Annotated in this window: 23 protein-coding genes; 17 read left to right on the forward strand and 6 right to left on the reverse strand. The window is 73.6% G+C overall.

Annotated features, from left to right (window positions below; genetic code table 11):
* Window positions 1-87: 87 nt before the first annotated feature.
* On the forward strand, window positions 88-636 hold the full coding sequence (locus tag ACF059_RS22530) for an XRE family transcriptional regulator (protein WP_360887990.1): 549 nt from the start codon (window positions 88-90) through the stop codon (window positions 634-636).
* Window positions 633-1,376: a helical backbone metal receptor gene (locus tag ACF059_RS22535; RefSeq protein WP_392060340.1), complete on the forward strand. Its 744-nt coding sequence runs from the start codon at window positions 633-635 to the stop codon at window positions 1,374-1,376. The genes ACF059_RS22530 and ACF059_RS22535 overlap by 4 nt, the downstream gene beginning before the upstream one ends.
* Window positions 1,377-1,435: 59 nt before the next feature.
* On the opposite strand, the gene ACF059_RS22540 is transcribed toward ACF059_RS22535, so the two are convergent.
* Window positions 1,436-2,557, reverse strand: coding sequence for a TDT family transporter (locus tag ACF059_RS22540; RefSeq protein ID WP_392059917.1), 1,122 nt, complete (start codon window positions 2,555-2,557; stop codon window positions 1,436-1,438).
* 70 nt (window positions 2,558-2,627) lie between these two features.
* Between ACF059_RS22540 and ACF059_RS22545 the strand changes: the two genes are divergently transcribed.
* Window positions 2,628-3,569, forward strand: a complete 942-nt coding sequence (locus ACF059_RS22545) for a LysR family transcriptional regulator (protein ID WP_392059920.1) — start codon at window positions 2,628-2,630, stop codon at window positions 3,567-3,569.
* A gap of 134 nt (window positions 3,570-3,703) precedes the next feature.
* On the opposite strand, the gene ACF059_RS22550 is transcribed toward ACF059_RS22545, so the two are convergent.
* The 3 genes from ACF059_RS22550 to ACF059_RS22560 form a co-directional block, all read right to left on the reverse strand.
* Window positions 3,704-4,411 carry a gamma-glutamyl-gamma-aminobutyrate hydrolase family protein gene (locus ACF059_RS22550; RefSeq protein WP_392059923.1) on the reverse strand — a complete coding sequence of 236 codons (708 nt, stop codon included), beginning with the start codon at window positions 4,409-4,411 and terminating at the stop codon, window positions 3,704-3,706.
* Between the two features lie 41 nt (window positions 4,412-4,452).
* On the reverse strand, window positions 4,453-5,919 hold the full coding sequence (gene eat, locus ACF059_RS22555) for an ethanolamine permease (RefSeq protein ID WP_392059926.1): 1,467 nt from the start codon (window positions 5,917-5,919) through the stop codon (window positions 4,453-4,455).
* Between the two features lie 154 nt (window positions 5,920-6,073).
* Entirely contained in the window at window positions 6,074-6,820 is a 747-nt protein-coding gene (locus tag ACF059_RS22560; RefSeq protein WP_360887523.1) for an FCD domain-containing protein, read from the reverse strand.
* Between the two features lie 77 nt (window positions 6,821-6,897).
* On the opposite strand from ACF059_RS22560, the gene ACF059_RS22565 reads away from it, so the two are divergent.
* The 4 genes from ACF059_RS22565 to ACF059_RS22580 all read left to right on the forward strand — a co-directional run bounded on the left by ACF059_RS22565 (window position 6,898) and on the right by ACF059_RS22580 (window position 11,902).
* Window positions 6,898-8,262: a glutamine synthetase family protein gene (locus ACF059_RS22565; RefSeq protein WP_392059929.1), complete on the forward strand. Its 1,365-nt coding sequence runs from the start codon at window positions 6,898-6,900 to the stop codon at window positions 8,260-8,262.
* A gap of 65 nt (window positions 8,263-8,327) precedes the next feature.
* Window positions 8,328-9,707 (forward strand): aldehyde dehydrogenase family protein, encoded by a 1,380-nt coding sequence (locus ACF059_RS22570; RefSeq protein ID WP_392059932.1) that lies wholly within the window; start codon window positions 8,328-8,330, stop codon window positions 9,705-9,707.
* Window positions 9,708-9,712: 5 nt separating this feature from the next.
* Entirely contained in the window at window positions 9,713-10,507 is a 795-nt protein-coding gene (locus tag ACF059_RS22575; protein ID WP_360887514.1) for a 3-oxoacyl-ACP reductase, read from the forward strand.
* A gap of 123 nt (window positions 10,508-10,630) precedes the next feature.
* Window positions 10,631-11,902, forward strand: coding sequence for a haloacid dehalogenase-like hydrolase (locus tag ACF059_RS22580; RefSeq protein ID WP_392059935.1), 1,272 nt, complete (start codon window positions 10,631-10,633; stop codon window positions 11,900-11,902).
* On the opposite strand, the gene ACF059_RS22585 is transcribed toward ACF059_RS22580, so the two are convergent.
* Window positions 11,899-13,101 (reverse strand): amino acid deaminase/aldolase, encoded by a 1,203-nt coding sequence (locus ACF059_RS22585; RefSeq protein ID WP_392059938.1) that lies wholly within the window; start codon window positions 13,099-13,101, stop codon window positions 11,899-11,901. The two genes, ACF059_RS22580 and ACF059_RS22585, sit on opposite strands and share 4 nt — an antisense overlap.
* Window positions 13,102-13,263: 162 nt before the next feature.
* On the opposite strand from ACF059_RS22585, the gene ACF059_RS22590 reads away from it, so the two are divergent.
* From ACF059_RS22590 to ACF059_RS22600, 3 genes are read left to right on the forward strand one after another with little or no spacing between them, the layout of a single operon-like run.
* On the forward strand, window positions 13,264-14,094 hold the full coding sequence (locus ACF059_RS22590; RefSeq protein ID WP_392059941.1) for a hypothetical protein: 831 nt from the start codon (window positions 13,264-13,266) through the stop codon (window positions 14,092-14,094).
* Window positions 14,091-15,293 (forward strand): type VII secretion-associated serine protease mycosin, encoded by a 1,203-nt coding sequence (mycP, locus tag ACF059_RS22595; protein WP_392059944.1) that lies wholly within the window; start codon window positions 14,091-14,093, stop codon window positions 15,291-15,293. The genes ACF059_RS22590 and mycP overlap by 4 nt, the downstream gene beginning before the upstream one ends.
* A gap of 21 nt (window positions 15,294-15,314) precedes the next feature.
* Window positions 15,315-16,058 (forward strand): SseB family protein, encoded by a 744-nt coding sequence (locus ACF059_RS22600; RefSeq protein ID WP_392059947.1) that lies wholly within the window; start codon window positions 15,315-15,317, stop codon window positions 16,056-16,058.
* Window positions 16,059-16,176: 118 nt separating this feature from the next.
* On the opposite strand, the gene ACF059_RS22605 is transcribed toward ACF059_RS22600, so the two are convergent.
* Window positions 16,177-16,554 carry a DUF1844 domain-containing protein gene (locus ACF059_RS22605; protein ID WP_360887497.1) on the reverse strand — a complete coding sequence of 126 codons (378 nt, stop codon included), beginning with the start codon at window positions 16,552-16,554 and terminating at the stop codon, window positions 16,177-16,179.
* Between the two features lie 326 nt (window positions 16,555-16,880).
* Between ACF059_RS22605 and infC the strand changes: the two genes are divergently transcribed.
* From infC to pheT, 7 genes are all read left to right on the forward strand, one after another.
* Window positions 16,881-17,615 carry a translation initiation factor IF-3 gene (infC, locus tag ACF059_RS22610; protein ID WP_361951475.1) on the forward strand — a complete coding sequence of 245 codons (735 nt, stop codon included), beginning with the start codon at window positions 16,881-16,883 and terminating at the stop codon, window positions 17,613-17,615.
* A gap of 105 nt (window positions 17,616-17,720) precedes the next feature.
* A complete protein-coding gene (rpmI, locus tag ACF059_RS22615) occupies window positions 17,721-17,915 on the forward strand; it encodes a 50S ribosomal protein L35 (protein ID WP_030387121.1) in 195 nt (64 codons plus the stop codon).
* A 103-nt stretch (window positions 17,916-18,018) separates the two neighbouring features.
* Window positions 18,019-18,405 (forward strand): 50S ribosomal protein L20, encoded by a 387-nt coding sequence (gene rplT, locus ACF059_RS22620; protein WP_007263143.1) that lies wholly within the window; start codon window positions 18,019-18,021, stop codon window positions 18,403-18,405.
* A 174-nt stretch (window positions 18,406-18,579) separates the two neighbouring features.
* On the forward strand, window positions 18,580-19,440 hold the full coding sequence (locus ACF059_RS22625; RefSeq protein WP_361951519.1) for an RNA methyltransferase: 861 nt from the start codon (window positions 18,580-18,582) through the stop codon (window positions 19,438-19,440).
* 55 nt (window positions 19,441-19,495) lie between these two features.
* The gene (locus ACF059_RS22630) at window positions 19,496-20,704 is read left to right on the forward strand and encodes a sensor histidine kinase (RefSeq protein ID WP_392059953.1); all 1,209 of its coding nucleotides are present in this window, start codon (window positions 19,496-19,498) and stop codon (window positions 20,702-20,704) included.
* Between the two features lie 148 nt (window positions 20,705-20,852).
* On the forward strand, window positions 20,853-21,980 hold the full coding sequence (pheS, locus tag ACF059_RS22635; RefSeq protein ID WP_360887488.1) for a phenylalanine--tRNA ligase subunit alpha: 1,128 nt from the start codon (window positions 20,853-20,855) through the stop codon (window positions 21,978-21,980).
* Complete coding sequence (gene pheT, locus ACF059_RS22640; protein ID WP_392059956.1) at window positions 21,980-24,508, forward strand: phenylalanine--tRNA ligase subunit beta; 2,529 nt, start codon at window positions 21,980-21,982, stop codon at window positions 24,506-24,508. Before pheS ends, pheT begins: the two co-directional genes overlap by 1 nt.
* Window positions 24,509-24,587 lie beyond the last annotated feature (79 nt).

Here is a 24,587-nt window from a genome sequence, read left to right on the forward strand (position 1 = left end):
GACGGCACGGACGGCCTGGTCGACAAGCTGGACGACAGGAACGACAAGCCCAAGGACAAGGACAAGGACGGCAAGGAGCCGCTCCGCGTGGGCGTCGCCGTACGCAAGCGGCGCCGCGCGCTCCACCTCACGCTGGCCGCCGTATCGGCGCGCAGCGGCTTGTCGGTGCCCTTCCTGAGCCAGATAGAGAACGAGCGGGCCCGGCCCAGCATGCGGTCCCTGGAGCGGGTCGCGGACGCGCTGGAGACCACGGCCGTGGAACTGCTGGCCGCCTCCGACACCGCGCGCACGGTGGACCTCGTACGGGCCGGTGACGAACCCGGGCTCACCCCGATCCCCGGCGTACGGCCCCTGGTGCGCGGGCACCACCAGCTGCACGCCCTGGAGTTCACCGGGGACCAGGACGCCGGCCGCGAGTACCAGCACCGCAACGACGAGCTGATGTACGTGGTCGCGGGCGCCTGCCAGGTGGAGGCGGAGGGGCGGGCGTACCGGCTGGAGAACGGGGACGCGCTGTTCCTGTCGGGAGGCGTACGCCACCGCTGGCGCGCCGTCACGGAGGACACCCGGATCCTGGTGGTCGCGGTGGGCGACCACATCCACGCCACGTCCGAGCCCCCCTCGCCGGGGCACTGAGCGGGGTGCGGCGCGTCGTCTCGCTGGTGCCCTCCCTGACCGAGGCGGTGGCCGAGAGCGCCCCGGGCCTGCTCGTCGGGGTGACGGACTGGTGCACCCATCCGGCGGACCTCGGCGACGCGGTCCGGATCGGCGGGACGAAGAACCCCGACGTCCGCGCGATCGCGGAGCTGCGGCCGGACCTGGTGATCGCCAACGAGGAGGAGAACCGGGCCCCGGACCTGGCGGCGCTGCGCGCGGCCGGGGTGGAGGTGCTCGTCACCGAGATCCGGGACCTGCCGCAGGCCGTGGCCGAGCTGGACCGGGTGCTGGTGGGGGCGCTGGGGCTGACGCGGCCGGGCTGGCTGGCGGACGCGGAGGCCGCCTGGGCCCGGGTGGAGCCGGCCCGCACGCTCACCGCCTTCGTGCCCGTATGGCGCCGGCCCTGGATGGTGCTGGGCCGGGACACCTTCGCGGGGGACCTGCTGGCACGGCTGGGGGTGCGCAACGCGTACGCCGGGCACCCGGAGCGCTATCCCCGGGTCCCGGCGCAGGAGCTGGCGGCGAGCGGCTGCGATCTGGTGGTCCTCCCGGACGAGCCGTACCGCTTCACGGCCGAGGACGGCCCCGAGGCCTTCCCCGGCCTGCCCGCCGCGCTGGTCAGCGGCCGCCACCTGACCTGGTACGGACCCTCGCTCGCGCAGGCCCCGGAGGTCCTGGACCGGGCCCTGCGCGAGCCGCTTCGGAGCTCCAGGGCTTAGGCCGTCTCTTCCGGATCTTGCCGGGCGGCGCGGGCCCGGCAAGATCCGGAAGAGACGGCCTAGCGGGGAGCGGCGAGCAGGCGGCCGGAGAGCAGGCCGCGCACGGTGTGGACGGCGGCCAGCAGCCAGGCCGTCACCAGGCCGAGGAACAGGACGGCGGCGAGCCAGGCGAAGGCGGTCAGGCCGGTGTGGTGGGCCAGGCCCGTGGCGCCGGTCACGCAGGTGCCGACGGGGAAGGTCAGGGCCCACCAGGTCATGGCGAACCCCATGCCGTGGCGGACCGCACGGACCAGCATGGCCGCGGACAGGGCCAGCCACAGCAGGGCGAAGCCCATCACGGGGACCCCGTAGACGACGGCGAACGCGCCGAGCGCCCCGGCGTAGGGGGCGCCGATCGACTGGGGAGCCACGTCGGCGAGCTGGTTCACGGCCGTGGTGGACTGGCCGAGGGGGCCCAGGACCAGGAACAGCGTGGGGGTGAGGACCAGGGGGAGGGGACCGCCCACGATCAGCCGCCCGAAGACCAGGGGAAGCATCAGCAGGACGGCGAGCAGGCTGACGCCGAACATCGCGTAGCAGGCGAGCAGCAGGGACTCGCGGGGCTGGCCGGCGGGCAGGTGGGGGATCAGCAGGGGCCCGGCTGCGGCGGAGACCATCGGGGGCACCAGGGAGAGCAGCCAGACCGGGGTGGCCTGCCGGGCCTCGACCTTGTGCCGCACCACCATCAGATAGGGCACGGCCACGGCCGTGACCAGGCCGATCACGGTGCCCGCGGTGAAGAGCACGGCGTCCGCGGCGACGGCGGCGCCGGCCCCGACGAGGTCCTTGCCGACGATGAGGGTGCCGCTGCCGACGGCTATCAGCGCCATCGCGAGACAGCCGTAGAAGGGAGCGACGGCGGGATCGAGGAGGTGCGCGCGGGCCTGGTCGCGGTGGTGGACCCAGTGACCGGCGCGGGCGGCGAGCAAGGCGGCGAGGGCGACCGCGGACAGGGCCCAGAGGAGCTGGCAGGCCACGCGCTGGCCGGGCATCTGGTACGGGAGGGCCGCGCCGGCGTTGGCGACGATGGCCGTGCCCATGACGGAGGCGTACCAGTTGGGGCCGAGGTGCCGCAGGGCCTTGTGGGCCCGGGGCAGTCGGGAGGTGGTGAGGGTGCGGGGTCGCACGAGGGTGGTGGCCATGGACCCAGCCTCGCGCGGGGGCGGCCGGGGCGGCAGAGGCCATCTGGCTATGAGGTCATAAACTGACGTTATGACTGACGAGACGTGGATTCCGCTGGCCCACCGGGTACCGGACCTGGGCTCGCTGGAACTGCTGCTCGCGGTCGCGCGGGACGGCAGCCTCAGCGGGGCGGCGCGGCGGCTGGGCATCACCCAGCCCGCGGCGAGCAGCCGGATCCGGGCGATGGAGACGCGGCTCGGCGTGGCGCTGGTGGACCGTTCGCCCCGGGGGTCGACGCTGACGGCGCAGGGCGCGCTGGTCACCGACTGGGCGCGGCGGGTGGTCGAGGCCGCGGAGGCCTTCGACGCGGGCGCACAGGCCCTGCGCGGGCAGCGGGACTCGCGGCTGCGGGTGGCCGCCAGCATGACCATCGCGGAGTACCTGCTGCCCGGGTGGCTGATCGCGCTGCGCGGGCAGCGGCCGGACACGGCGGTGTCGCTGCACGCGGGGAACTCGGCGGTGGTCGCCGAACGGGTCCTCGCCCACGAGGCGGACCTCGGCTTCGTGGAGGGGCTGACCGTGCCGGACGGCCTGGACTCGGCGGTGATCGCGCAGGACCGGCTCGTCGTGGCGGTGGCGCCGGGGCATCCCTGGGCGGGGCGCGCGCGGGGGGTGCAGGCGGCGGAACTGGCGTCGACCCCCCTGATCCTGCGGGAGCGGGGGTCGGGGACGCGGCAGGTGCTGGACGCGGCGCTGGCCGCGAGCGGGGGCCTGGCGCCGCCGCTGCTGGAGCTGGCGTCGACGACCGCGGTGAAGGCGGCGGCGCTGAGCGGTGCGGGGCCGTGCGTGCTGTCGGAGCTGGCGGTGGTCGACGAGCTGGCGGCGCGGAGGCTGGTGGAGGTGCCGGTCGGCGGCGCCGGGCTGGGGCGGGAGCTGCGGGCCGTCTGGCCGACGGGGGCGCGGCCGGGTGGGCCGGCGCGTGACCTGCTGTCGCTGACGCGTCGCCGCGCATCCGGCTCCGCCGGCGTTTGAGGCGCGGGGGTTCGGGGGCAGCGCCCCCGGCCACGGCGCCGCACCACCGGCCCGCCTTTGGATGAGGCGTCGGGGTCGAAGAGCGGGGCTCCGCCCCGGACCCCGCGCCTCAAACGCCGGCGGGGCTGGATTCGTCAGGCCACTGGGATGGGGGTGCGGGTCGTGGCCGCGGCGATGAGGGAGGACATCACGCGGGTGTCCTTGTCGCGTTCCGGGTGCCACTGGACGCCCAGGACCCAGCGCTCGGGGTCGGGCAGTTCGATCGCCTCCACCGTGCCGTCGGCCGCGTGGGCCGAGACGACCAGGCCGCGGCCCAGGCGGTCGACGGCCTGGTGGTGGTAGGTCGGGACCTGCGCCGCCTCGGGGACCAGCGCCGCGTACCGGGTGCCCGGGACCGGGTGGACCGGGTGCCAGGACATGAGGCCCGGGGTGTCGACGTGGCCGTCGATGTGCTGGATCAGCGTGCCGCCGAGGGCCACGTTCAGGGCCTGCATGCCCCGGCAGATCCCCAGCACCGGCGTGTCCGAGTCGAGCGCCGCGGTGAGCAGGGCCAGCTCCCACCGGTCGCGGACGGTCGCGGGGGCTCCCGTACGGGGGTCGCGCGCGGCGCCGTAGTGGACCGGGTCCACGTCCGGGCCGCCCGCGACCACCAGGCCGTCCACCCGGCTCAGCACCTCCGCCGCCGCCCCCGGCTCGTCCGGCGGGAGCAGGACGGCCGAGCCGCCCGCCGCCTGGACGAGTTCGTAGTACCCGGAGGGCACGAGGGACGTCGGGACGTCCCACACCCCGTAGCGGGTGGATTCCTCCACGTAGGTGGTGATGCCGATGAGCGGCCTGGGCACGTTCGATACCTCCAGCGGGAGCGGACAGCAGGGTCAGGGTGTCAGTCGCGGGACAGTTCCGCCTCGGCTTCGGCGAGCGCCGCGAACTCCTCTTCGGGAGCCGAGGCCACGAGGTGGTGGCGACTGTAGAGGGCGAAGTAGGCGAGGGCGACGGCGTACACGGCCAGTGCGATGAACGCCGCGTCCTTGTCCACCAGGAAGGTGGCGACCAGGGCCGACAGGGCGAGCGCGAAGGCCGCCGAGGAGGTCAGGATCCCGCCGGGGGTGCGGTACGGGCGCTCCAGGCCCGGCTCCCGGCGCCGCAGCACGATGTGGGACAGGGCCATCAGCGCGTAGGAGATGGTGGCGCCGAACACCGCGATGTTGAGCATGCGTTCGCCGTTGCCGGTGGCCGCGGCGAGGGCGAAACCGAGCGCGCCGGGGATGACGAGGCCCAGGTACGGGGCCTTGCGCTTCGAGGTGAGGGACAGGAAGCGGGGCAGGTAGCCGGCCCGCGACAGGGCGAACAGCTGGCGCGAGCCCGCGTAGATGAGGGAGAAGAAGGACGCCACCAGGCCGGCCAGGCCCGCGTAGTTCACGAACCGGCTGAGCGCGGTGGGGCCGCCGTCCCCCTCCAGCGCGATGATCAGCGGGTTGCCCGCCTTGACGGCGTCCGCGCCCTGGGCGCCCGTCGCGGCGAAGAAGGTGATCAGCGCCAGCAGGGCGAGCACGCCCATGGCGGTGGCGAGCGCCTTCGGCATGGAGCGGACCGGGTCCTTGGCCTCCTCGGCCGCCAGCGGTACGCCTTCCACGCCCAGGAAGAACCACATGCCGAAGGGGAACGCCGCCCAGATGCCCAGCACGCCCAGCGGCAGCCAGGAGTTCGAGCCGAAGGCGGTCTCGTCCACAGCGATGTCGTTCAGGCCGGCGGTGTCGAACTCGGTGAAGGCCCCCACCGCGAAGATCAGCAGTGCGGCGACGGCGACGGCGGTCACGACCAGGCTGAAGCGCAGGGCTTCGCCCACGCCCCACAGGTGCACGCCGATGAAGATCACGAAGCAGCCGAGGTAGACCGGCCAGCTGGAGGTCAGGCCGAAGAGGCCGAGGGATTCGACGTAGTCGCCGATGAAGATGACGATCGCGGCCGGGGCCAGGATGTACTCGATGAGGATGGCGGTGCCGGTGAGGAAACCGCCCCAGGGGCCCAGCGCGCGGCGGGCGAAGCCGTAGCCGCCGCCCGCCGTCGGCAGGATGCTGGACAGCTCCGCCAGGGAGAAGACCAGGCAGGCGTACATCGCGCCCATGAGGACCGTGGCGATGGCGAGGCCGCCGAAGCCGCCCTTCTCCAGGCCCACGTTCCAGCCCGCGAAGTCCCCGGAGACGACGTAGGCGACTCCGAGGGCGGTGAGCAGCAGCCAGCCGGCGCTGCCGCGGCGCAGGGTGCGGCGTTCGAGGTAGGCATCGCCGCCCTCGGGGGACCCGGTGGATTCGGCTACGGCTGTCCGCCGTGGCTCGATGTCGTTGGCCATCGTGCGCTCCTGCCTCAGGGCAATGGTTGTGGGCCGTACCTTTGCCGTAGTGGAGCGGGGTGCGCAAGACCTCTGCGTTAAACAGAAGTTACGAAAGCCTCTCGGGCCCAGCCCGGTCCCACCCCCCCCACCGCGCCCAGCCCGGCCCCCCGGTTCAGGCCAGGAACCCCCGCAGCAGCGCCGCCGTGCCGCAGCAGTGCTCGCGCATCGTCTCGCGCGCCCCGGCCGCGTCCCGTTCCAGCACCGACTCCACCAGGGCGGTGTGCTGCTGCTGGGAGTGCTCCAGGTTGCGCACCAGGAGCGGGATGCAGTCCAGCAGGTCGTTGACCGTGGCCCGGACCGCCGCGTACTGGGCCGTCAGGGTGGCCGAGCCGGCCAGTTCGCACAGGGTGAGGTGGAAGAGGGTGTCCTGGCGGCGGTACTCGGCGAGCGGGGCGTCGTGGGTGGCCCCCAGCGCCGCGAGCAGCCGCTCGGTGCCCTCCTCGGTCAGTCCCTGCGAGGCGCACAGCCCGGCCGCCCCCACCTCCAGGACCTCGCGGAACCGCAGGACGTCCTCGATGTCCACGCCCGCGACGCGCCGGCGCAGCTCCTCCTCGGCCCCGCCCGCCGGGAAGTCGGGACGGGGCCGGACGAACGTTCCTCCGTACCGTCCGCGCCGGGCCTCCACCAGGCCCTGGTCCTGCAGGACCTTCAGCACCTCGCGCAGGGTGACCCGGCTGATCCCCATGCGCTCCGCCAGCTCCCGCTCGGGCGGCAGGCGTTCGCCGCCCGGCACCAGACCCAGCCGGACCACCTGGAGGATCTGCTCCAGGGCCTCCTCGAACCCGTTGCCCGCCCGCACCTGCCGCAGTACGGGATTCAGCCGCCGGGCGGCGTCACCTTCGCTCGCCGTGTCGGTCATATCGGCTCCTCCCCTTCCCAAGCAATGGTTCTATTCAATACCTTAGGCCTCCTCGGCTCACCGAAGGAGAGATTCCAGTGGTAGACCGCAAGCCGCCGCTCGCGCCCGAGGAGCTCCGCTCCCTCGTCGCCAGCGGTGAGATCGACACAGTCGTCCTGGCCTTCCCCGACATGCAGGGGCGCCTCCAGGGCAAGCGGTTCGCCGCACCGTTCTTCCTCGACGAGGTCCTGGCGCACGGCACCGAGGGCTGCAACTACCTGCTCGCCGTCGACACCGACATGAACACCGTCGACGGCTACGAGATGTCCTCCTGGGACCGGGGCTACGGCGACTTCGCCATGCACCCCGACCTCGCCACCCTGCGCCGCATCCCCTGGAACCCCGGCTCCGCCTTCGTCCTCGCCGACCTCGCCTGGAACGACGGCTCGCCCGTCGTCGCCGCACCCCGGCAGATCCTGCGCCGCCAGCTGGAGCGCCTCGCCGAGCACGGGTACACCGCGATGGTCGGCACCGAGCTGGAGTTCATGCTCTTCCAGGACACCTACGAACAGGCCTGGAACGCGGGCTACCGCGGCCTGACCCCCGCCAACCAGTACAACATCGACTACTCCGTCCTCGGGACCGGCCGCGTCGAACCCCTGCTGCGCCGCATCCGCAACGAGATGCAGGCCGCGGGCCTGGTGGTCGAGTCGGCGAAGGGGGAGTGCAACCTCGGTCAGCACGAGATCGTCTTCCGCTACGACGAGGCGCTCACCACCTGCGACCAGCACTCCCTCTACAAGACCGGAGCGAAGGAGATCGCCGCCCAGGAAGGCGTCTCGCTCACCTTCATGGCCAAGTACGACGAGCGCGAGGGCAACTCCTGTCACATCCACCTCTCGCTCGCTGACGCCGACGGACGCAACGCCATGGCCGGGGACGGACCGGGCGGAATGTCACCGGTGATGCGGCACTTCCTGGCCGGTCAGCTGGCCGCACTGCGCGACTTCTCCCTTCTCTACGCCCCCAACATCAATTCGTACAAGCGTTTCCGGCCGGGATCCTTCGCGCCGACCGCCGTCGCCTGGGGCGCTGACAACCGGACCTGCGCGCTGCGCGTCGTCGGCCACGGCCGCTCCATGCGCTTCGAGAACCGCCTCCCCGGCGGCGACGTCAACCCCTACCTCGCCGTCTCCGGCCTCATCGCGGCCGGGCTCTACGGCGTCGAGAACCGCCTGGAGCTGCCCGAGGCCTGCGCCGGGAACGCGTACACCGCCGACTACGCGCACGTTCCCGCCACCCTGCGCGAAGCCGCCGAGCTCTGGGAGAACAGCGAGATCGCCAAGGCCGCGTTCGGCCCCGACGTGGTCGCCCACTACCGCAACATGGCCCGCGTAGAGCTCGACGCCTACGACTCCGCGGTGACCGACTGGGAGCTGCGCCGCTCCTTCGAACGCCTGTAACCGCGCCCGACCGACGACCGACGACCGACGACCGACCCGAACCCCGAACGTCTGTGAGGCACCACGTGTCCGCTGTGCTGGCCCCTCCCCACGTGGAGGTCCTGAATCCGGCCACCGAGGAAACCGTCGCCATCGTCCCGGCCGCCACACGGGACGACGTCGACGCCGCCGTCGCCCGGGCCGCCGCGGCCCAGCGTGCCTGGGCGGCGGCCGCCCCCGCCGACCGCGCCCGGCTGCTGCGCCGCTTCGCCGCGGTCGTCGACGGCCACATCGAGGAACTCGCGCAGCTGGAGGTCCGCGAAGCCGGCCACACCATCGGAAACGCCCGCTGGGAGGCGGGCAACGTACGCGACCTCCTCGACTTCGCCGCCGGGGGAGTGGAACGGCTCTCCGGCCGCCAGATCCCCGTCGCGGGCGGCATCGACGTCACCTTCCTCGAACCCCTCGGCGTCATCGGCGTGATCGCGCCCTGGAACTTCCCCATGCCGATCGCCGCCTGGGGCCTGGCCCCCGCGCTCGCCGCCGGCAACGCCGTCCTCCTCAAGCCCGCCGAGACCACCCCGCTGACCGCGCTGCGCCTCGCCGAACTCGCCCTCGAAGCCGGGATCCCCGAGCACCTCTTCCAGGTGCTCCCCGGCCACGGGGCGGTCACGGGCGACGCGCTCGTCGAACACCCCGGCGTGGCCAAGATCGTCTTCACCGGCTCCACCCGCGTCGGCAAGCAGATCATGGCCAAGTGCGCCGACCGGGTGAAGCGCGTCACTCTCGAACTCGGGGGCAAGAGCCCCAACATCGTCTTCGCCGACGCCGACCTCGAAGCCGCCGCGGCCGCCGCCCCCATGGCCTTCCTCGACAACACCGGCCAGGACTGCTGCGCCCGCACCCGGATCCTCGTACAGCGCTCCGCCTACGACCGGTTCCTCGAACTCGTCGCCCCCGGCATCGCATCCGTGCGCGTGGGCGACCCGCTCGACGAGAAGACCCAGATGGGCCCGCTGATCTCGCGCACCCAGCTGGAGCGCGTGCGGTCCTACGTCACCGACGACCTCACCGCGATCCGCGGCTCCGCCCCCGAGGGCCCCGGCTTCTGGTACCCGCCGACCCTCGTCACGGACGTCGCCCCCACCGCGCCCGTCGCCGCCGAGGAGGTCTTCGGCCCGGTCGCCGTCGTCCTGCCCTTCGAGGACGAGGAGGACGCCGTACGCCTGGCCAACGCGACCGAGTACGGCCTCTCCGGCTCCCTGTGGACCCGGGACATCGGCCGCGCCCTGCGCGTCTCGCGCGCCGTCGCCGCCGGCAACCTGTCCGTCAACTCCCACAGCAGCGTCCGCTACTGGACCCCCTTCGGCGGCTACAAGCAGTCCGGCCTCGGCCGCGAGCTCGGACCCGACGCCCTCACCGCTTTCACCGAGACCAAGAACGTCTTCATCAGCACGGAGGCCTGAAGAACATGACCAGCCAGAGCACTGAAGAGACCGTCTGCCGCCGCCTGGTCGGCCGCACCGCCGTCATCACCGGAGCCGGCAGCGGCATCGGCCTCGCCACCGCCCGCCGACTGGCCTCCGAGGGCGCCAACGTCGTCTGCGGGGACATCGACGAGACCGCCGGCAAGGCCGCCGCCGAAGAGGTCGGCGGCACCTTCGTCAAGGTCGACGTCACCAGCCCCGAGGAGGTCGAGGCCCTCTTCAAGACCGCCTTCGACACCTACGGTTCCGTGGACGTCGCCTTCAACAACGCGGGCATCTCGCCCCCCGACGACGACTCCATCCTCACCACCGGCCTGGAGGCCTGGAAGCGCGTCCAGGACGTCAACCTCACCTCCGTCTACCTCTGCTGCAAGGCCGCCCTGCCCTACATGCAGCGCCAGGGCCGCGGCTCCATCATCAACACCGCCTCCTTCGTGGCCGTCATGGGCGCCGCCACCTCCCAGATCTCCTACACCGCCTCCAAGGGCGGCGTCCTCGCCATGTCCCGCGAGCTCGGCGTGCAGTTCGCCCGCGAGGGCATCCGCGTCAACGCCCTGTGCCCGGGCCCCGTCAACACCCCGCTGCTCCAGGAGCTGTTCGCCAAGGACCCCGAGCGCGCGGCCCGCCGCCTGGTGCACATCCCGCTGGGCCGGTTCGCCGAGCCCACCGAGATCGCCGCCGCCGTCGCCTTCCTCGCCAGCGACGACTCCTCCTTCATCAACGCCACCGACTTCCTCGTCGACGGCGGCATCTCCGGCGCGTACGTCACCCCGCTGTAGACCCGCCCCCCTCCCGGCCCGGCCGGGCGCCCCACCAGGCGCCCGGCCGTTCCCGTCCCGGACCCCGAACCCGGGACCCCGAGCCCGCGTCCCGGACCCCGAGCCCGCATCCCGAGGAGCAGCATGCGCAGAAGCCGAACCGCCACCCTCGCCCTCATAGCCGCCACCGGCTCCGCCCTCCTCCTGGCACCGCCCGCCCAGGCGGCCCAGGCGGACCACACCTCCTGCCGGCGGGCGGCCGTCGGACCCGGCTGGTACGGGGACAACCAGGCCCGGCTGCAGCAGCTCGTCGACCGGTACCGCAGCTGCGGCGGGCAGGCCAAGCCCGTGGCCGTCTTCGACTGGGACAACACCGTCGTCAAGAACGACGTCGGCGACGCCACCATGTACTGGCTGCTGCGCAACGGCAGGATCCGCCAGCCCGCCGCCGGGGACTGGTCCACCACCAGCCGCTTCCTGACCCCGGCCGCCGCGACCGCCCTGGCCGACGCCTGCGGCCCGCTCGCCCGCCCCGGCGCCCCGCTGCCCACCGGGACCCCCGAGGGCGCCGCCTGCGCCGACGAGATCAACGCGGTGTACGGCACCGCCGCCACCCGCACCGGCGCCCCCGCCTTCGCCGGCTGGGACCGCCGCACCACGGAGCCCTCGTACGCCTGGCTGCCCCAGCTGATGCAGGGCTGGAGCGCCCGCGAGGTCCGCGGCTTCGCCGCCGCCGCCCGCACCGAGAACCTCGCCGCGCCCCTCGGCGCCGTCCAGCAGGTCGGCAGCGGCACCGCCACCGGCTGGGTCCGCTACTACGACCAGCAGAAGGACCTCATCAACACCCTGCGGACGTCGGGCTTCGACGTCTGGATCAGCTCGGCCTCCCCGCAGCCGGTCGTCGAGGTGTGGGCCAAGGGCGTCGGCATCGACGCAGACCACGTCATCGGCATCCGCAACACGACCGGGCGCGGCGGGAAGTTCACCTCCCACCTGCAGGGCTGCGGATCCGTCCCGGACGGAGCCGACACGATGACCACCTACATCGACGGTAAGCGCTGCTGGATCAACCAGGAGGTCTACGGGATCCGCGGCGCGGCCGCCGAGACGGTCCAGCCGCCATCCCGCCGACCGGTCTTCGCCGCCGGGGACTCCGACACCGACGTCTCGTTCCTGCGCGACGCGACCGCGCTGCGGCTCGTCGTGAACCGCAACAAGAACGAGCTGATGTGCCGGGCGTACGACAACGGCGACGGCCGCTGGATCGTCAACCCCATGTTCATCGAGCCGAAGAAGCAGAAGACCGGCCCCTACCCGTGCGCGACGACGGGCTACGTCGGCCCCGACGGCACCAAGGGCCCGGTCCTGCGCGGCGACGGCAGCGTCATCCCCGACCAGACCGACGCCGTCTTCTAGAGGAACGTCCGGCCCTCGCCCCGGTACGTGGCCGCGGTGCCCGTGACCCGGTCCCCCTCGATGAAGTGCAAGGTGTCGAACCGCTCGCACAGTTCGCCCGCCTTCGCGTGCCGGAACCAGACCCGGTCGCCGATCAGCAGATCGTCGGCCGGGCCGCCCAGCAGCGGGGTCTGCACCTCGCCCGCGCCCTCCTGGGGGTCGTAGCGCAGCCCCTGCGGCAGATAGGGGACCGGCAGCCGGTCGGGGCCCGCCGCGCCGGAGGCCGGGTAGCCGCCGCCGAGCACCGTCACCACGCCCACCCCCGGCCGGCGCACGACCGGCTGCGCGAACAGGGCCGCCGGACGCCCGCTGAACGAGGTGTAGTTGTCGAAGAGCCGGGGCACGTAGAGCCCCGACCCGGCGGCGATCTCCGTCACCGCGTCCTCGGCGGCGGTGTGCTGCACGCTGCCGGTCCCGCCGCCGTTGACGAACTCCAGGTCCGGCACCACCGCGCGGACGGCCCGCACCACCTCGGCGCGCCGCGCCGCCAGCTCCCTGCGGGCCGCGCCCTGCATGAGCCGGATGGCCCGCGAGCGCAGCGGCCGGCCGGCCAGCGCGTCGCCGACCCCGGCCACGTGGCCCTCGTACGCCATCAGTCCGACGACCCGGAACCCCGGCCGGGCGGCGACCGTACGGGCCAGCGCGGCCAACTGCCCCGGCTCGCGCAGGGGGGAGCGCCGCGCCCCGACCCGTACCCTGCCGCCGAGCAGGTGCAGGGCGGTGTCCAGCTCCAGGCACACCCGGACCACCTCGGCGCCCCCGTCCCGGGCCGCGTCGATCAGGTCCAGCTGCGCGGGATCGTCCACCATCACCGTGACGGCGCCGGCCAGCTTGGCGTCGCTCGCCAGCTCACCGAACCCACCCCGGTCCGCGGACGGGTAGGCCAGCAGGACGTCGTCGAACCCCGACCGGGCCAGCCAGAGCGACTCGGCGAGGGTGTACGACATGATCCCGGCGAACCCGGGCCGGGCCAGCACCCGTTCGAGCAGCGCCCGGCACCTGACCGACTTGCTGGCGACCCGCACCGGCTTCCCGTCGGCCCGGCGCACCAGGTCGTCGGCGTTGGCGTCGAAGGCGTCGAGGTCCACGACGGCCAGCGGCGCGTCCAGGTGCGCGGTCGCCCGGTCGTACCGGGCGCGGTCGGCGGCGGGGGAGTTCATGGGCGGCAGCTTGCCAGAGGTCTCTACCGGTGGGTAGGGGTGCGCGGGCCCGACCCCGCCCCCGGGTGGGGCGCAGCCCCGCCGGGCACCGCACCGGACCCCGCGGGCGACCCCGTAGAGTACGGACAGGCAGCCGTACGGAACGGGGGGCGGAGCCGCCGGATGACCACGACGACACCGCGGACCACGCTCCTGGGCGAGCCCGGCCCCCTCCCGTCCCCCCAGCCCGCGCACGCACGAGCGCGACGCCGCCCCGGACGGGTCCTCGCCGCCGCGCTCTGCGCCCTCCTCGGGGGCGGCCTCGTCGCCGGAGCCGGCCTCACCGCCTGGGCCGAACACCGCGCCGCCCACCGGCCGCTGCCCGCCGACGCCGCCTACCGCAAGGCCCGCTCGCTGTGGCGGGACGCGCCCGTCGACAGCCTCTTCCCGCCCGTGCTCGACGGCCCCGCCACCGGCCCCGGCGGCGCCGACCGCACCTGGACCCGCATCGCGCTCGCCCCCGACGCCGACTGCGCGGCCGCGCTCGCCGCCGACTGGCGGAGCCTGCTGGCCGCCACCGGCTGCACCCGGGTGCTGCGCGCCACCTACACCGACGCCACCCGCAGTTCCCTGATCACCGTCGGCATGGTCTTCACCCCCGCCGACGCCTCCGCCATGACCGCCCTCACCGGCCGGTTCACCGCCCCGCCCGCCTACGGATTCGCCGACGCCCAGCGCGCCGCCTGGGCCGCGACCGTCGTCGGCGAGGCCCCCGTCGTCGTCTACACCGTCTCCGCCTTCGCCGACGGCCGGCCCGTCGAAGCGCCCCGCCCCGCCGCCGACCTGATGAAGAAGGACGCCACGGGAGCCGTCGCCCAGGCGGGCCTCGGCCACGAGGCCGGGGCGGTGGCCGACCGCATCGGGCACGGCGTGGCGGCCCTGACCCTGCCGCCCACCGCCTCCGCGTCGCCCGCCGCGCCCTCCGCCCCCACTCGCCGGGAGGCCGCGCGATGACCCCCCGACACGCGCTCGGCCGGGGCGCCGCCGCCCTGACCGCCGCCGCGCTCCTCGCGGGCGCCACCACGTCCCCGGCCGCCGCCGACACCATCCGGGACCGCCAGTGGGGCCTGCTGGCACTGCGCGCCGAGGAGGCCTGGGGCACCACCCGCGGCGACGGGGTCACCGTCGCCGTCCTCGACACCGGCGTCGACGACTCCCACCCCGACCTCGCCGGGCAGGTGCTCGACGGCACCGACCTCATCGGCATGGGCGCCGGCCGCGGCGACAAGGCCTGGGCCCGCCACGGGACCGCCATGGCCGGCATCATCGCCGGACACGGTCACGGCCCCAGCCGCGGCCAGGGCGTCCTCGGCATCGCCCCGCAGGCGAAGATCCTGCCGGTGCGCGTCATCCTCGAAGAGGGCGACCCGGGCCGCGCACAGGCCCGCGCGAGCAAGGGCGGCGCCCTCGCCGACGGCATCCGCTGGGCCGCGGACCACGGCGCCGACGTGATCAACCTGTCGCTCGGCGACGACAGCGACTCCGCCCACCACGAGGCCGGGGAGGACGAGGCCGTCCAGTACGCCCTCGCCAAGGGCGTGGTCGTCGTCGCCTCCGCCGGCAACGGCGGCGAGTCGGGGGACCGCGTCTCCTACCCGGCCGCCTACCCGGGGGTCATCGCCGTCACCGCCGTCGACCGCCGCGGCAGGAAGGCCGCCTTCTCCACCCGCAACTGGTACGCCACCGTCAGCGCCCCCGGCGTCGACGTGGTCATCGCCGACCCCGACCGCGCCTACTACGAGGGCTGGGGCACCAGCGCCGCCGCGGCCTTCGTCTCCGGCGCCGCGGCCCTCGTCAGGGCCGCCCACCCGGAGCTGTCCCCGGCCCAGATCAAGAAGCTCCTGGAGGACACCGCCGCCGACAGCCCGGCCGGCGGCCGCGACGACGCCCGCGGCTACGGCACGGTGGACCCCGTCGCCGCCCTCCAGGTCGCCGAGGCGATGCGGCCGGAGGCGCCGGTGCCCGCGCCGGCCGCGGCCGGGCGCACCTACTTCGGCCCCGGCCCCGAACCGGTCCGCCCGTCCGAGCGCGGGGCCCGGCTGGGTCCCGCGGCGGCCGCGGCCGCGGGGGCGGCGCTGCTCGTCCTGGCCGCCGTACTGGCCCGGCGGCCGCGACGGGGCACCCCGCGCCGGGACGCGCCCCCGGCACAGTAGGGTCGGGTAACTGTGGCGAACATGGCGAACAAGAACATTCCCGACCCGGGCTTCTCCGACGACGACGGCTCCGCCGACCCCCGGCTGACGGCGGCCCTGGCCGCCTGGGCCGAGGACAGGACGCAGGAGCCGCAGGTGCTGGCCGCCCTCAAGGGCGCCCGCCTCCTGGTGCCCGTCGTCGCCGTCCTCGGTGAGGCGGAAACCGACCCGCAGACGGGCCTGCGGCGCGAGAAGACCAGCGACATGGCCGTCCCGACCCTGCGGGCGGGCGACCGGCGGGCCCTGCCCGCCTTCACCTCGACCGCCTCGCTCGCGCTGTGGGACCCGGCCGCCCGCCCCGTGGCCGTCCCGCTGCACCAGGCCCTGGCGGCCGCCGCGCACGAGAAGGCCGACACCGTGGTCCTGGACCTCGCCGGCCCGGTCACCTACCAGCTGACCGGCTCCGCGCTGCTCGCCCTCGCCGAGGGCCGTACGGACGCGGGCCCGCTGGCCGATCCCGCCGTACGCGAGGCCGTACGGGCGGCCGTCCTCGCGGAGCCGGCCGTGCTCCGCGCGCACCTCGGCCCCGGTGGGGCGGACGCCGACGGGACCCTCGCGATCGTGCTGGCCGCGGACGCGCAGGCGCCCGCGGCCGCCGCCCGCCGCGTCGCCGAGGCCCTGGCGGCGGACACCACCCTGCGGGCCCGGTTGGTGCGCGGCCTGGACCTGGCGTTGCTGCCGCCGGACGCGCCGGCTCCGCCCGGCGAGCCGCTGTTCAGCCGCTGAACCGCCCGGCCGGACCGAAGAAGACCCGATAGGCCGCAGAAAGGGGCGGGCCCCTCCGTGAACGTACGGAGGGGCCCGCCCCTTGCGGCTTTCCCGGCCCTGCGGCCTTCTCGTCGGATCAGGCGTAGACGGGGCCCGTGAACTTCTCGCCCGGCCCCTGGCCCGGCTCGTCCGGGACGATCGACGCCTCCCGGAAGGCCAGCTGGAGCGACTTCAGGCCGTCCCGCAGCGGGGCGGCGTGGAAGGAGCTGATCTCGGTGGCGCTCGCGGTGACCAGGCCCGCGAGGGCCGTGATCAGCTTGCGGGCCTCGTCGAGGTCCTTGTGCTCGGAGTCCGGCTTGTCCAGGCCCAGGTTGACCGCCGCGGCGCTCAGCAGGTGCACGGCCACCGTGGTGATCACCTCGACGGCGGGGACGTCCGCGATGTCGCGGGTCATGGCGTCGTAGTCGGGGGCGCCGTCGGCAGCGGGGTCGGTGGAGGGTGTCGCGTCAGTCATGCGACCCACGATATGCCGTGCGGCGGGCTTGCAACGGGGGTGCTAGTATGTACTTCGACCGGCCGGACACTCACGTGCCCGGCCCACAAGTGGAGGCTCCGTTCTCCCACCTGACTGCCCTCCGGGGCGGCGGGTCACCCGGTCAGGCGGTATCCATCGTTCCGTACGGACGATGGAAAGCTGCCCGAGTCTACGCCCCGCGGTGTGCATGCGGCGGTGTTCCGGTTGTTTTGGAGCCCCTGCCTGTGCCCGGTGGGGCTTTTTTCATTCTCCCGCCGCGGTAGGTCTGACGGAATTACACGTCAGCGGCTGTCTGCCAGGCAGCCGTGTGGTGCTACCGAGGAGGATCCATCAGCACCGAGCCCCGCATCAACGACCGGATTCGCGTTCCCGAGGTACGGCTTGTCGGTCCCAGCGGCGAGCAGGTCGGCATCGTGCCGCTTGCCAAGGCGCTCGAGCTCGCGCAGGAGTACGACCTCGACCTGGTCGAGGTCGCGGCGTCCGCACGCCCGCCGGTCTGCAAGCTCATGGACTACGGCAAGTTCAAGTACGAGTCGGCCATGAAGGCCCGTGAGGCGCGCAAGAACCAGGCGCACACGGTCATCAAGGAAATGAAGCTCCGGCCGAAGATCGACCCGCACGACTATGACACCAAGAAGGGTCACGTCGTTCGGTTCCTCAAGCAGGGCGACAAGGTCAAGATCACGATCATGTTCCGTGGTCGCGAGCAGTCCCGGCCGGAACTCGGCTACCGACTGCTGCAGCGTCTGGCTTCGGACGTCGAGGACCTCGGGTTCATCGAGTCGAACCCGAAGCAGGACGGCCGAAACATGATCATGGTTCTCGGTCCGCACAAGAAGAAGACCGAGGCGATGGCCGAAGCCCGCGAGGCGCAGGCCGCCCGCAAGGCCGAGCGCCAGGGTGTCGCCCACACCGACGACGAGGCAGCTTCCGAGGAAGCGGCAGTCGAGGTCGGGGAGGACACCGAGGTCGCCTCCGCCGAGGTCACCGAGGCCGCCGCCGACGAGGCGCCGGCCGACGAGACCAACGCCGGGGCCTGATTCCGGGGCAGCCCGCCTCGGGTCACCTATACAACATGACGCTCCCGGAAGCCGGTCCCCGAGCGGGACCGGTGGGAGTGCCACCGACGAGGAGATAACGGCGCTATGCCGAAGAACAAGACGCACAGCGGTTCCAAGAAGCGCTTCAAGATCACCGGCTCCGGCAAGGTGCTCCGTGAGCGCGCCGGCAAGCGCCACCTGCTCGAGCACAAGTCGTCCCGTGTCACCCGCCGCCTGACCGGCACCGCGGAGATGGCCCCCGGCGACGCCGCGAAGATCAAGAAGCTTCTCGGCAAGTGACGTCCTCCGCTCCCCCTGCCGGGAGCGGCGACGTCAAGACCGGGACCCCATCGAATTCGGGCCGTGTGAAGACACCCACGGCCCCGCTACAAGGAGTTAAAAAGTGGCACGCGTCAAGCGGGCAGTAAACGCCCACAAGAAGCGCCGGGCGATCCTCGAGGCGGCCTCCGGCTACCGCGGTCAGCGTTCGCGCCTGTACCGCAAGGCCAAGGAGCAGGTCACCCACTCGCTGGTCTACAACTTCAACGACCGCAAGAAGCGCAAGGGCGACTTCCGTCAGCTGTGGATCCAGCGCATCAACGCCGCTGCCCGCCAGAACGGCATGACGTACAACCGCCTCATCCAGGGTCTGAAGGCCGCCAACATCGAGGTGGACCGCAAGATCCTCGCGGAGCTGGCCGTCAACGACGCCAACGCGTTCGCCGCGCTCGTCGAGGTCGCGCAGAAGGCGCTTCCGGCCGACGTGAACGCCCCCAAGGCTGCCGCGTAAGGCTTCGCCGGCCGCATGAGCGGTCGGCACCCTCGGACCCGCAGGCCCTGCGCCTGCGGGTCCGAGTGCTTTCCCCGCCCGCGCATCGCACCGCCTGCGCCCCGCCCGCGCCCGCCCCGCCCGCGCCCCGCGCGCTCCGCACCCCGAGAGAGAACCGCAGAGACCATGGCTGACCTGGGTCACCCCGACGAGCTGATCTCCCCCCGATCCCCCCGGGTGGCCGCCGCCCGGCGACTGGCGCGGCGCAACTTCCGCACCAAGGAGCGCCGGTTCATCGCCGAGGGTCCGCAGGCCGTCCGCGAGGCCGTGGAGCACCGCGGGGCCTCGGGCGCGTCGACCCTGATCGAGCTGTTCGCCACCGTCGAGGCCGCCGAGCGCTATCGCGAGATCGTCGACGCCGCCCTCGCGGCGGGCGCCCGCGTGCACTACGCCTCCGACGAGGTGCTCGCCGAGGTCTCCCAGACCGTCACCCCCCAGGGCCTCGTGGGCGTCTGCCACTTCCTGGACTCCCCGTTCGAGGAGATCCTCAAGGCCGAGCCCAAGCTCGTCGCCGTGCTCGCGCACGTCCGCGACCCCGGCAACGCGGGTACGGTGCTGCGCTGCGCGGACGCCGCCGGCGCCGACGCGGTGGTGCTGACCGACGCCTCCGTGGACCTGTACAACCCCAAGTCCGTGCGCGCCTCCGTGGGCTCCCTCTTCCATCTCCCCGTCGCGGTCGGCGTCCCGGTGGAGCAGGCCGTCGAGGGCCTGCGGGCCGCCGGCGTACGGATCCTGGCCGCCGACGGGGCGGGCGAGGACGACCTCGACGCCGAGCTGGACGCGGGCACCATGGGCGGTCCCTCGGCCTGGGTCTTCGGTAACGAGGCCTGGGGCCTGCCCGAGGAGACCCGGGCCCTGGCGGACGCCGTGGTGCGCGTCCCGATCCACGGCAAGGCCGAGAGCCTGAACCTCGCGACGGCCGCCGCCGTGTGCCTCTACGCGTCGGCGCGTGCACAGCGGGCGCCCGGAGGGTGCCGCTCCGTGACCCCCAGCTAGTAATGTGGCGGCCCGGGGGCCCACTGCGCGACTCGGAGATGTGGGGTACGGGGACATGACGGTCGGTACGAACAGCTCACCGGGGGCCGCGGACACCGCGCCCTCGGGACAGCGCGGCCGCGCCGCCGGGCCCCGGCCCCGAGCGGTGCCCCCGTCGCGGGCCCAGGACCCCGCCGGACCGGCGCGGCCGGACGGGCGGGCGCCGGACGGCGCGGCGGGCGAGGGCTTCGGCGTCGACCCGGACGACCTGCCCGACGGGCTCGTCGTCGCCGACGACACCGGCCGGGTGATCTGCTTCAACGCCGCCGCCGCCCGGATCACCGCACTGGCGCCGGACCAGGCGCTCGGCGCCCGCATCGACGCCGCGCTCCCGCTGGAGGACCTCGAAGGCCGGCGCTGGTGGGCCCTGACCGACCCGTACGGGGGCCTCGCCACCCGCCGCGGGCAGCCCGAGCGCAACCTCCTGCTGCCCGGCGGCCGTGAGGTGCTCGTCTCCGCCAGCTACGTCCGCACGCACCCCACCGGCCCCCTGCGCCGCCTCGTCGTCACCCTGCGCGGCACCGAGGCCCGCCGCCGCACCGAGCGCAGCCACGCCGAGCTGATCGCCACCGTCGCGCACGAGCTGCGCTCCCCGCTGACCTCCGTCAAGGGGTTCACGGCGACCCTGCTCGCCAAGTGGGAGCGGTTCACCGACGACCAGAAGCGGCTGATGCTGGAGACCGTCGACGCCGACGCCAACCGCGTCACCCGCCTCATCGCCGAGCTCCTGGACATCTCGCGCATCGACTCCGGGCGCCTGGAGGTGCGGCGCCAGCCGGTGGACATCGCCACCGCCGTCGGCCGCCACGTCCAGGCCCTGACCGCGAACGGCCAGGCTCCCGAGCGGTTCCTCGTACGCGTCAGCCGCCCGCTCCCCGACCTGTGGGCCGACCCCGACAAGATCGACCAGATCCTCGGCAACCTCCTCGAAAATGCGGTGCGCCACGGGGAGGGAACGGTCACCATCGACGTGTCGCCGCATGAGAAGGGAACCGCCGTCACCGTGACCGACGAAGGCCCCGGGATCCCCGAGGAGTCGATGGGCCGCGTCTTCACCCGCTTCTGGCGGGGGAGCAAGCGCGGCGGCACCGGCCTGGGCCTCTACATCGTCAAGGGTGTCGTGGAGGCCCACGGCGGCACCATCACCGTCGGCCGCGGCCCCGGTGGCGGCGCCGAGTTCCGATTTATCCTGCCCGTGAGCGCCCCGGCGTACCTCACGCAGTAGTCCTGCGGAGGGTCTCGCCAGGCGGCCCACGGGCTCCTTCACCCCCAGCGACCTTTAGACTCGTCCTTTGGCACCTTTGTGTCCTTGTCCGATCAGGTCGATCGAGTCGTCGGGGACCACCAGCCAGCCATCGGAAGTACGGGAAGAGATGTCGGCACCGAACAAGTCGTACGACCCTGTCGAGGTCGAGGCACTGAAACCGGAAGAGATCGAGCGCATGCGGGACGAGGCGCTCGCCGCCTTCGCGTCCGCCGGCGACCTCGACGCGCTCCGGGAGGCGAAGACCGCGCACATGGGCGACCGCTCGCCCCTGGCGCTCGCCAACCGCGAGATCGGCGCCCTGCCGCCCCAGGCCAAGGCCGAGGCGGGCAAGCGCGTGGGCCAGGCCCGTGGGGCCGTGAACAAGGCCTTCGGGGCCCGCACGGTCGAGCTCGAAGCCGAGCGCGACGAGCGGGTGCTGGTCGAGGAGGCCGTGGACGTCACGCTGCCCTACGACCGCGTGCCCGCCGGCGCCCGGCACCCCCTGACCACGCTGATGGACCGCATCGCGGACATCTTCGTGGCCATGGGGTACGAGGTCGCCGAGGGGCCCGAGGTCGAGGCGGAGTGGTTCAACTTCGACGCCCTCAACTTCACGCCCGACCACCCGGCGCGCCAGATGCAGGACACCTTCTTCGTCCGGGGCCCCGAGGGCACCGAGGGCGACGAGTCCGGCGTCGTGCTGCGCACCCACACCTCCCCGGTGCAGGCGCGCTCGCTGCTGGAGCGCAAGCCCCCCGTCTACATCGTCTGCCCGGGCCGGGTGTACCGCACCGACGAGCTCGACGCGACGCACACGCCGGTCTTCCACCAGGTCGAGCTGCTCGCCGTGGACGAGGGCCTGACCATGGCCGACCTCAAGGGCACCATGGACCACATGGTCCAGGAGCTGTTCGGCGAGGGCACGACCACGCGCCTGCGCCCGCACTTCTTCCCCTTCACCGAGCCGTCCGCCGAGATGGACATGCAGTGCTACGTGTGCCGCGGCGCGTCGGTGGGCAACCCCGACCGTCCGTGCCGTACCTGCTCCAGCGAGGGCTGGATCGAGCTCGGCGGCTGCGGCATGGTCAACCCCAAGGTGCTCGTCGCCTGCGGTGTGGACCCGGAGAAGTACAGCGGGTTCGCCTTCGGGTTCGGCATCGAGCGGATGCTGATGTTCCGCCACAACGTAGAAGACATGCGAGACATGGTCGAGGGTGACGTTCGCTTCACCCGGCCGTTCGGGAGTGAGATCTGATGCGCGTCCCGCTTTCCTGGCTGCGGGAGTACGTCGACCTCCCCGCGGGTGAAACCGGTCGCGACGTGGCCGCCAAGCTCGTCGACGCCGGCCTTGAGGTCGAGACCGTCGAGCAGCTCGGCGGAGGCCTCAAGGGCCCCCTCGTCGTCGGCCAGGTGCTGACCATCGAGGAGCTCGAGGGCTTCCGCAAGCCGATCCGTTTCTGCACGGTCGACGTCGGCCAGGCCAACGGCACCGGTGAACCGCAGGAGATCGTCTGCGGCGCCCGGAACTTCTCCGTGGGCGACAAGGTCGTCGTGGTCCTGCCCGGCGCGGTGCTGCCCGGCGACTTCGCGATCGCCTCGCGCAAGACGTACGGCCGCACCTCGCACGGCATGATCTGCTCCGGCGACGAGCTGGGCATGGGCGACGACGGCACGCACGGCATCATCGTGCTGCCGCCGGAGCACGAGGTCGGCACCGACGCGATCGAGCTGCTCCAGCTCGTCGACGAGGTCCTCGACATCGACATCACCCCGGACCGCGGCTACTGCATGTCCATGCGCGGTGTCGCCCGCGAGGCGGCCACCGCCTACGGTCTGCCGCTGCGCGACCCGGCGCTGCTCGACGTCCCCGCGCCGAACTCGTACGGCTACCCCGTGACGATCGACGACCCGGCCGGCTGCGACCGCTTCACCGCCCGCACGGTGACCGGCCTCGACCCCGACGCGCGCTCCCCGATCTGGCTGACCCGCCGCCTGCAGAAGGCGGGCATGCGGCCGATCTCGCTCGCCGTCGACGTCACCAACTACGTGATGCTGGAGCTCGGCCAGCCGCTGCACGCCTACGACCGCACGCGGATCGAAGGTGCCATCGGCGTCCGCCGCGCCGAGCAGGGCGAGAAGTTCACCACCCTCGACGGGGTCAAGCGCACGCTCGACTCCGAGGACCTGGTGATCACCGACGACAGCGGGCCGATCGGGCTCGCCGGTGTCATGGGCGGTGCCAACACCGAGATCGCCGACTCCGTGACCGACCCCGAGACGGGCGCCGTCACCGGCACCACGGACGTCGTCATCGAGGCCGCGCACTTCGACTCCGTGTCGATCTCGCGCACCGCCCGCCGCCTGAAGCTCTCCTCGGAGGCCTCCAAGCGCTTCGAGCGGGGCGTCGACCCGCAGGCCGCCGCCGCGGCCGCGCAGCGCACCGTCGACCTGCTCGTGCTCCTCGCGGGCGGCACCGCGGAGGCCGGTGTCACCGAGGTCACCGCCCCCGGCGCCCCGCGCACCATCGCGATGCGTGCGGACCACCCGGACCGGGTCGCGGGCATGGAGTACGGCCGCGAGACCGTCGTACGCCGCCTCCAGGAGGTCGGCTGCGACGTCTACGGCCAGGACGAGCTCGTCGTCACCGTCCCGTCGTGGCGGCCCGACCTCGCCGCGCCCAACGACCTCGCCGAAGAGGTCATCCGGCTGGAGGGCTACGGGAACCTCCCCTCGACCCTCCCGCAGGTGCCCTCCGGCCGCGGTCTGACCGACCGGCAGCGGCTGCACCGCAGGGTCGGCCGCGCGCTGGCCGGTTCGGGCTACGTCGAGGCGCTGAGCTACCCGTTCATCGGCGAGGGCGTCTTCGACCAGCTCCAGCTGCCGGCGCACGACGCCGCCCGCCAGGTCGTCAAGCTCGTCAACCCGCTCTCCGACGAGGAGCCGGCGCTGCGCACCACGCTGCTGCCGGGTCTGCTCGGCGCGCTGCGCCGCAACGACAGCCGGGGCAGCCACGATCTCGCGCTCTTCGAGACCGGTTCGGTCTTCCGGGCCGCCGCGCAGCCGGGTGTCGCCGTACGGCTGCCCGTCGACCGGCGTCCCACGGACGAGGAGATCGCCACCCTGAACGCGGCCCTGCCCGCGCAGCCGCGGTACGCCGCGGTCGTGCTGGCCGGTGCGCGCGAGCAGGCCGGCTGGTGGGGCAAGGGTCGCCCGGCGGACTGGGCCGACGCGGTCCAGGCCGCGCGCGTCCTCGCCGTCGAGGCGGGCGCCGAACTGGTGGTCCGCCAGGGCCAGTACGGTCCCTGGCACCCGGGCCGCTGCGCCGAGCTGATCGTCACCCTGGACGGGGTGGAGACGGTCATCGGCCACGCCGGTGAGCTGCACCCGCGCGTGGTCAAGGCGATGGGCCTGCCGGCCCGTACGAGCGCGATGGAGCTCGACCTGGACCGCCTCGCGGCGGCCGGCGGCGAGGCCCTCCAGGCGCCCCGGATCTCCAGCTTCCCGGTGGCCACCCAGGACGTCGCGCTGATCGTGGACGCGTCGGTCCCGGCGTCGTCGGTGGAGGCCGCGCTGCGCAAGGGCGCGGGCGAACTGCTGGAGTCGCTGCGGCTGTTCGACGTGTTCACCGGTGAGCAGGTCGGCGAGGGCAAGAAGTCCCTGGCGTACGCGCTGCGCTTCCGTGCGGCCGACCGGACGCTGACCGCCGAGGAGTCCACGGCGGCGCGCGACGCGGCCGTGGCGCTGGCGGGCGAGCGGACCGGGGCGGTGCTCCGGGGCGCGTAGCCGTTACCGCTGTGCCGTGAGGGGCGTATCCGGATTCCGGGTACGTCCCTCACCCGTTCGGATGAGTGTGGTGCAGGGC

Origin of the sequence: Streptomyces sp. NPDC016562 (genome assembly GCF_043076955.1) — a bacterium.
Lineage (GTDB): Bacteria > Actinomycetota > Actinomycetes > Streptomycetales > Streptomycetaceae > Streptomyces.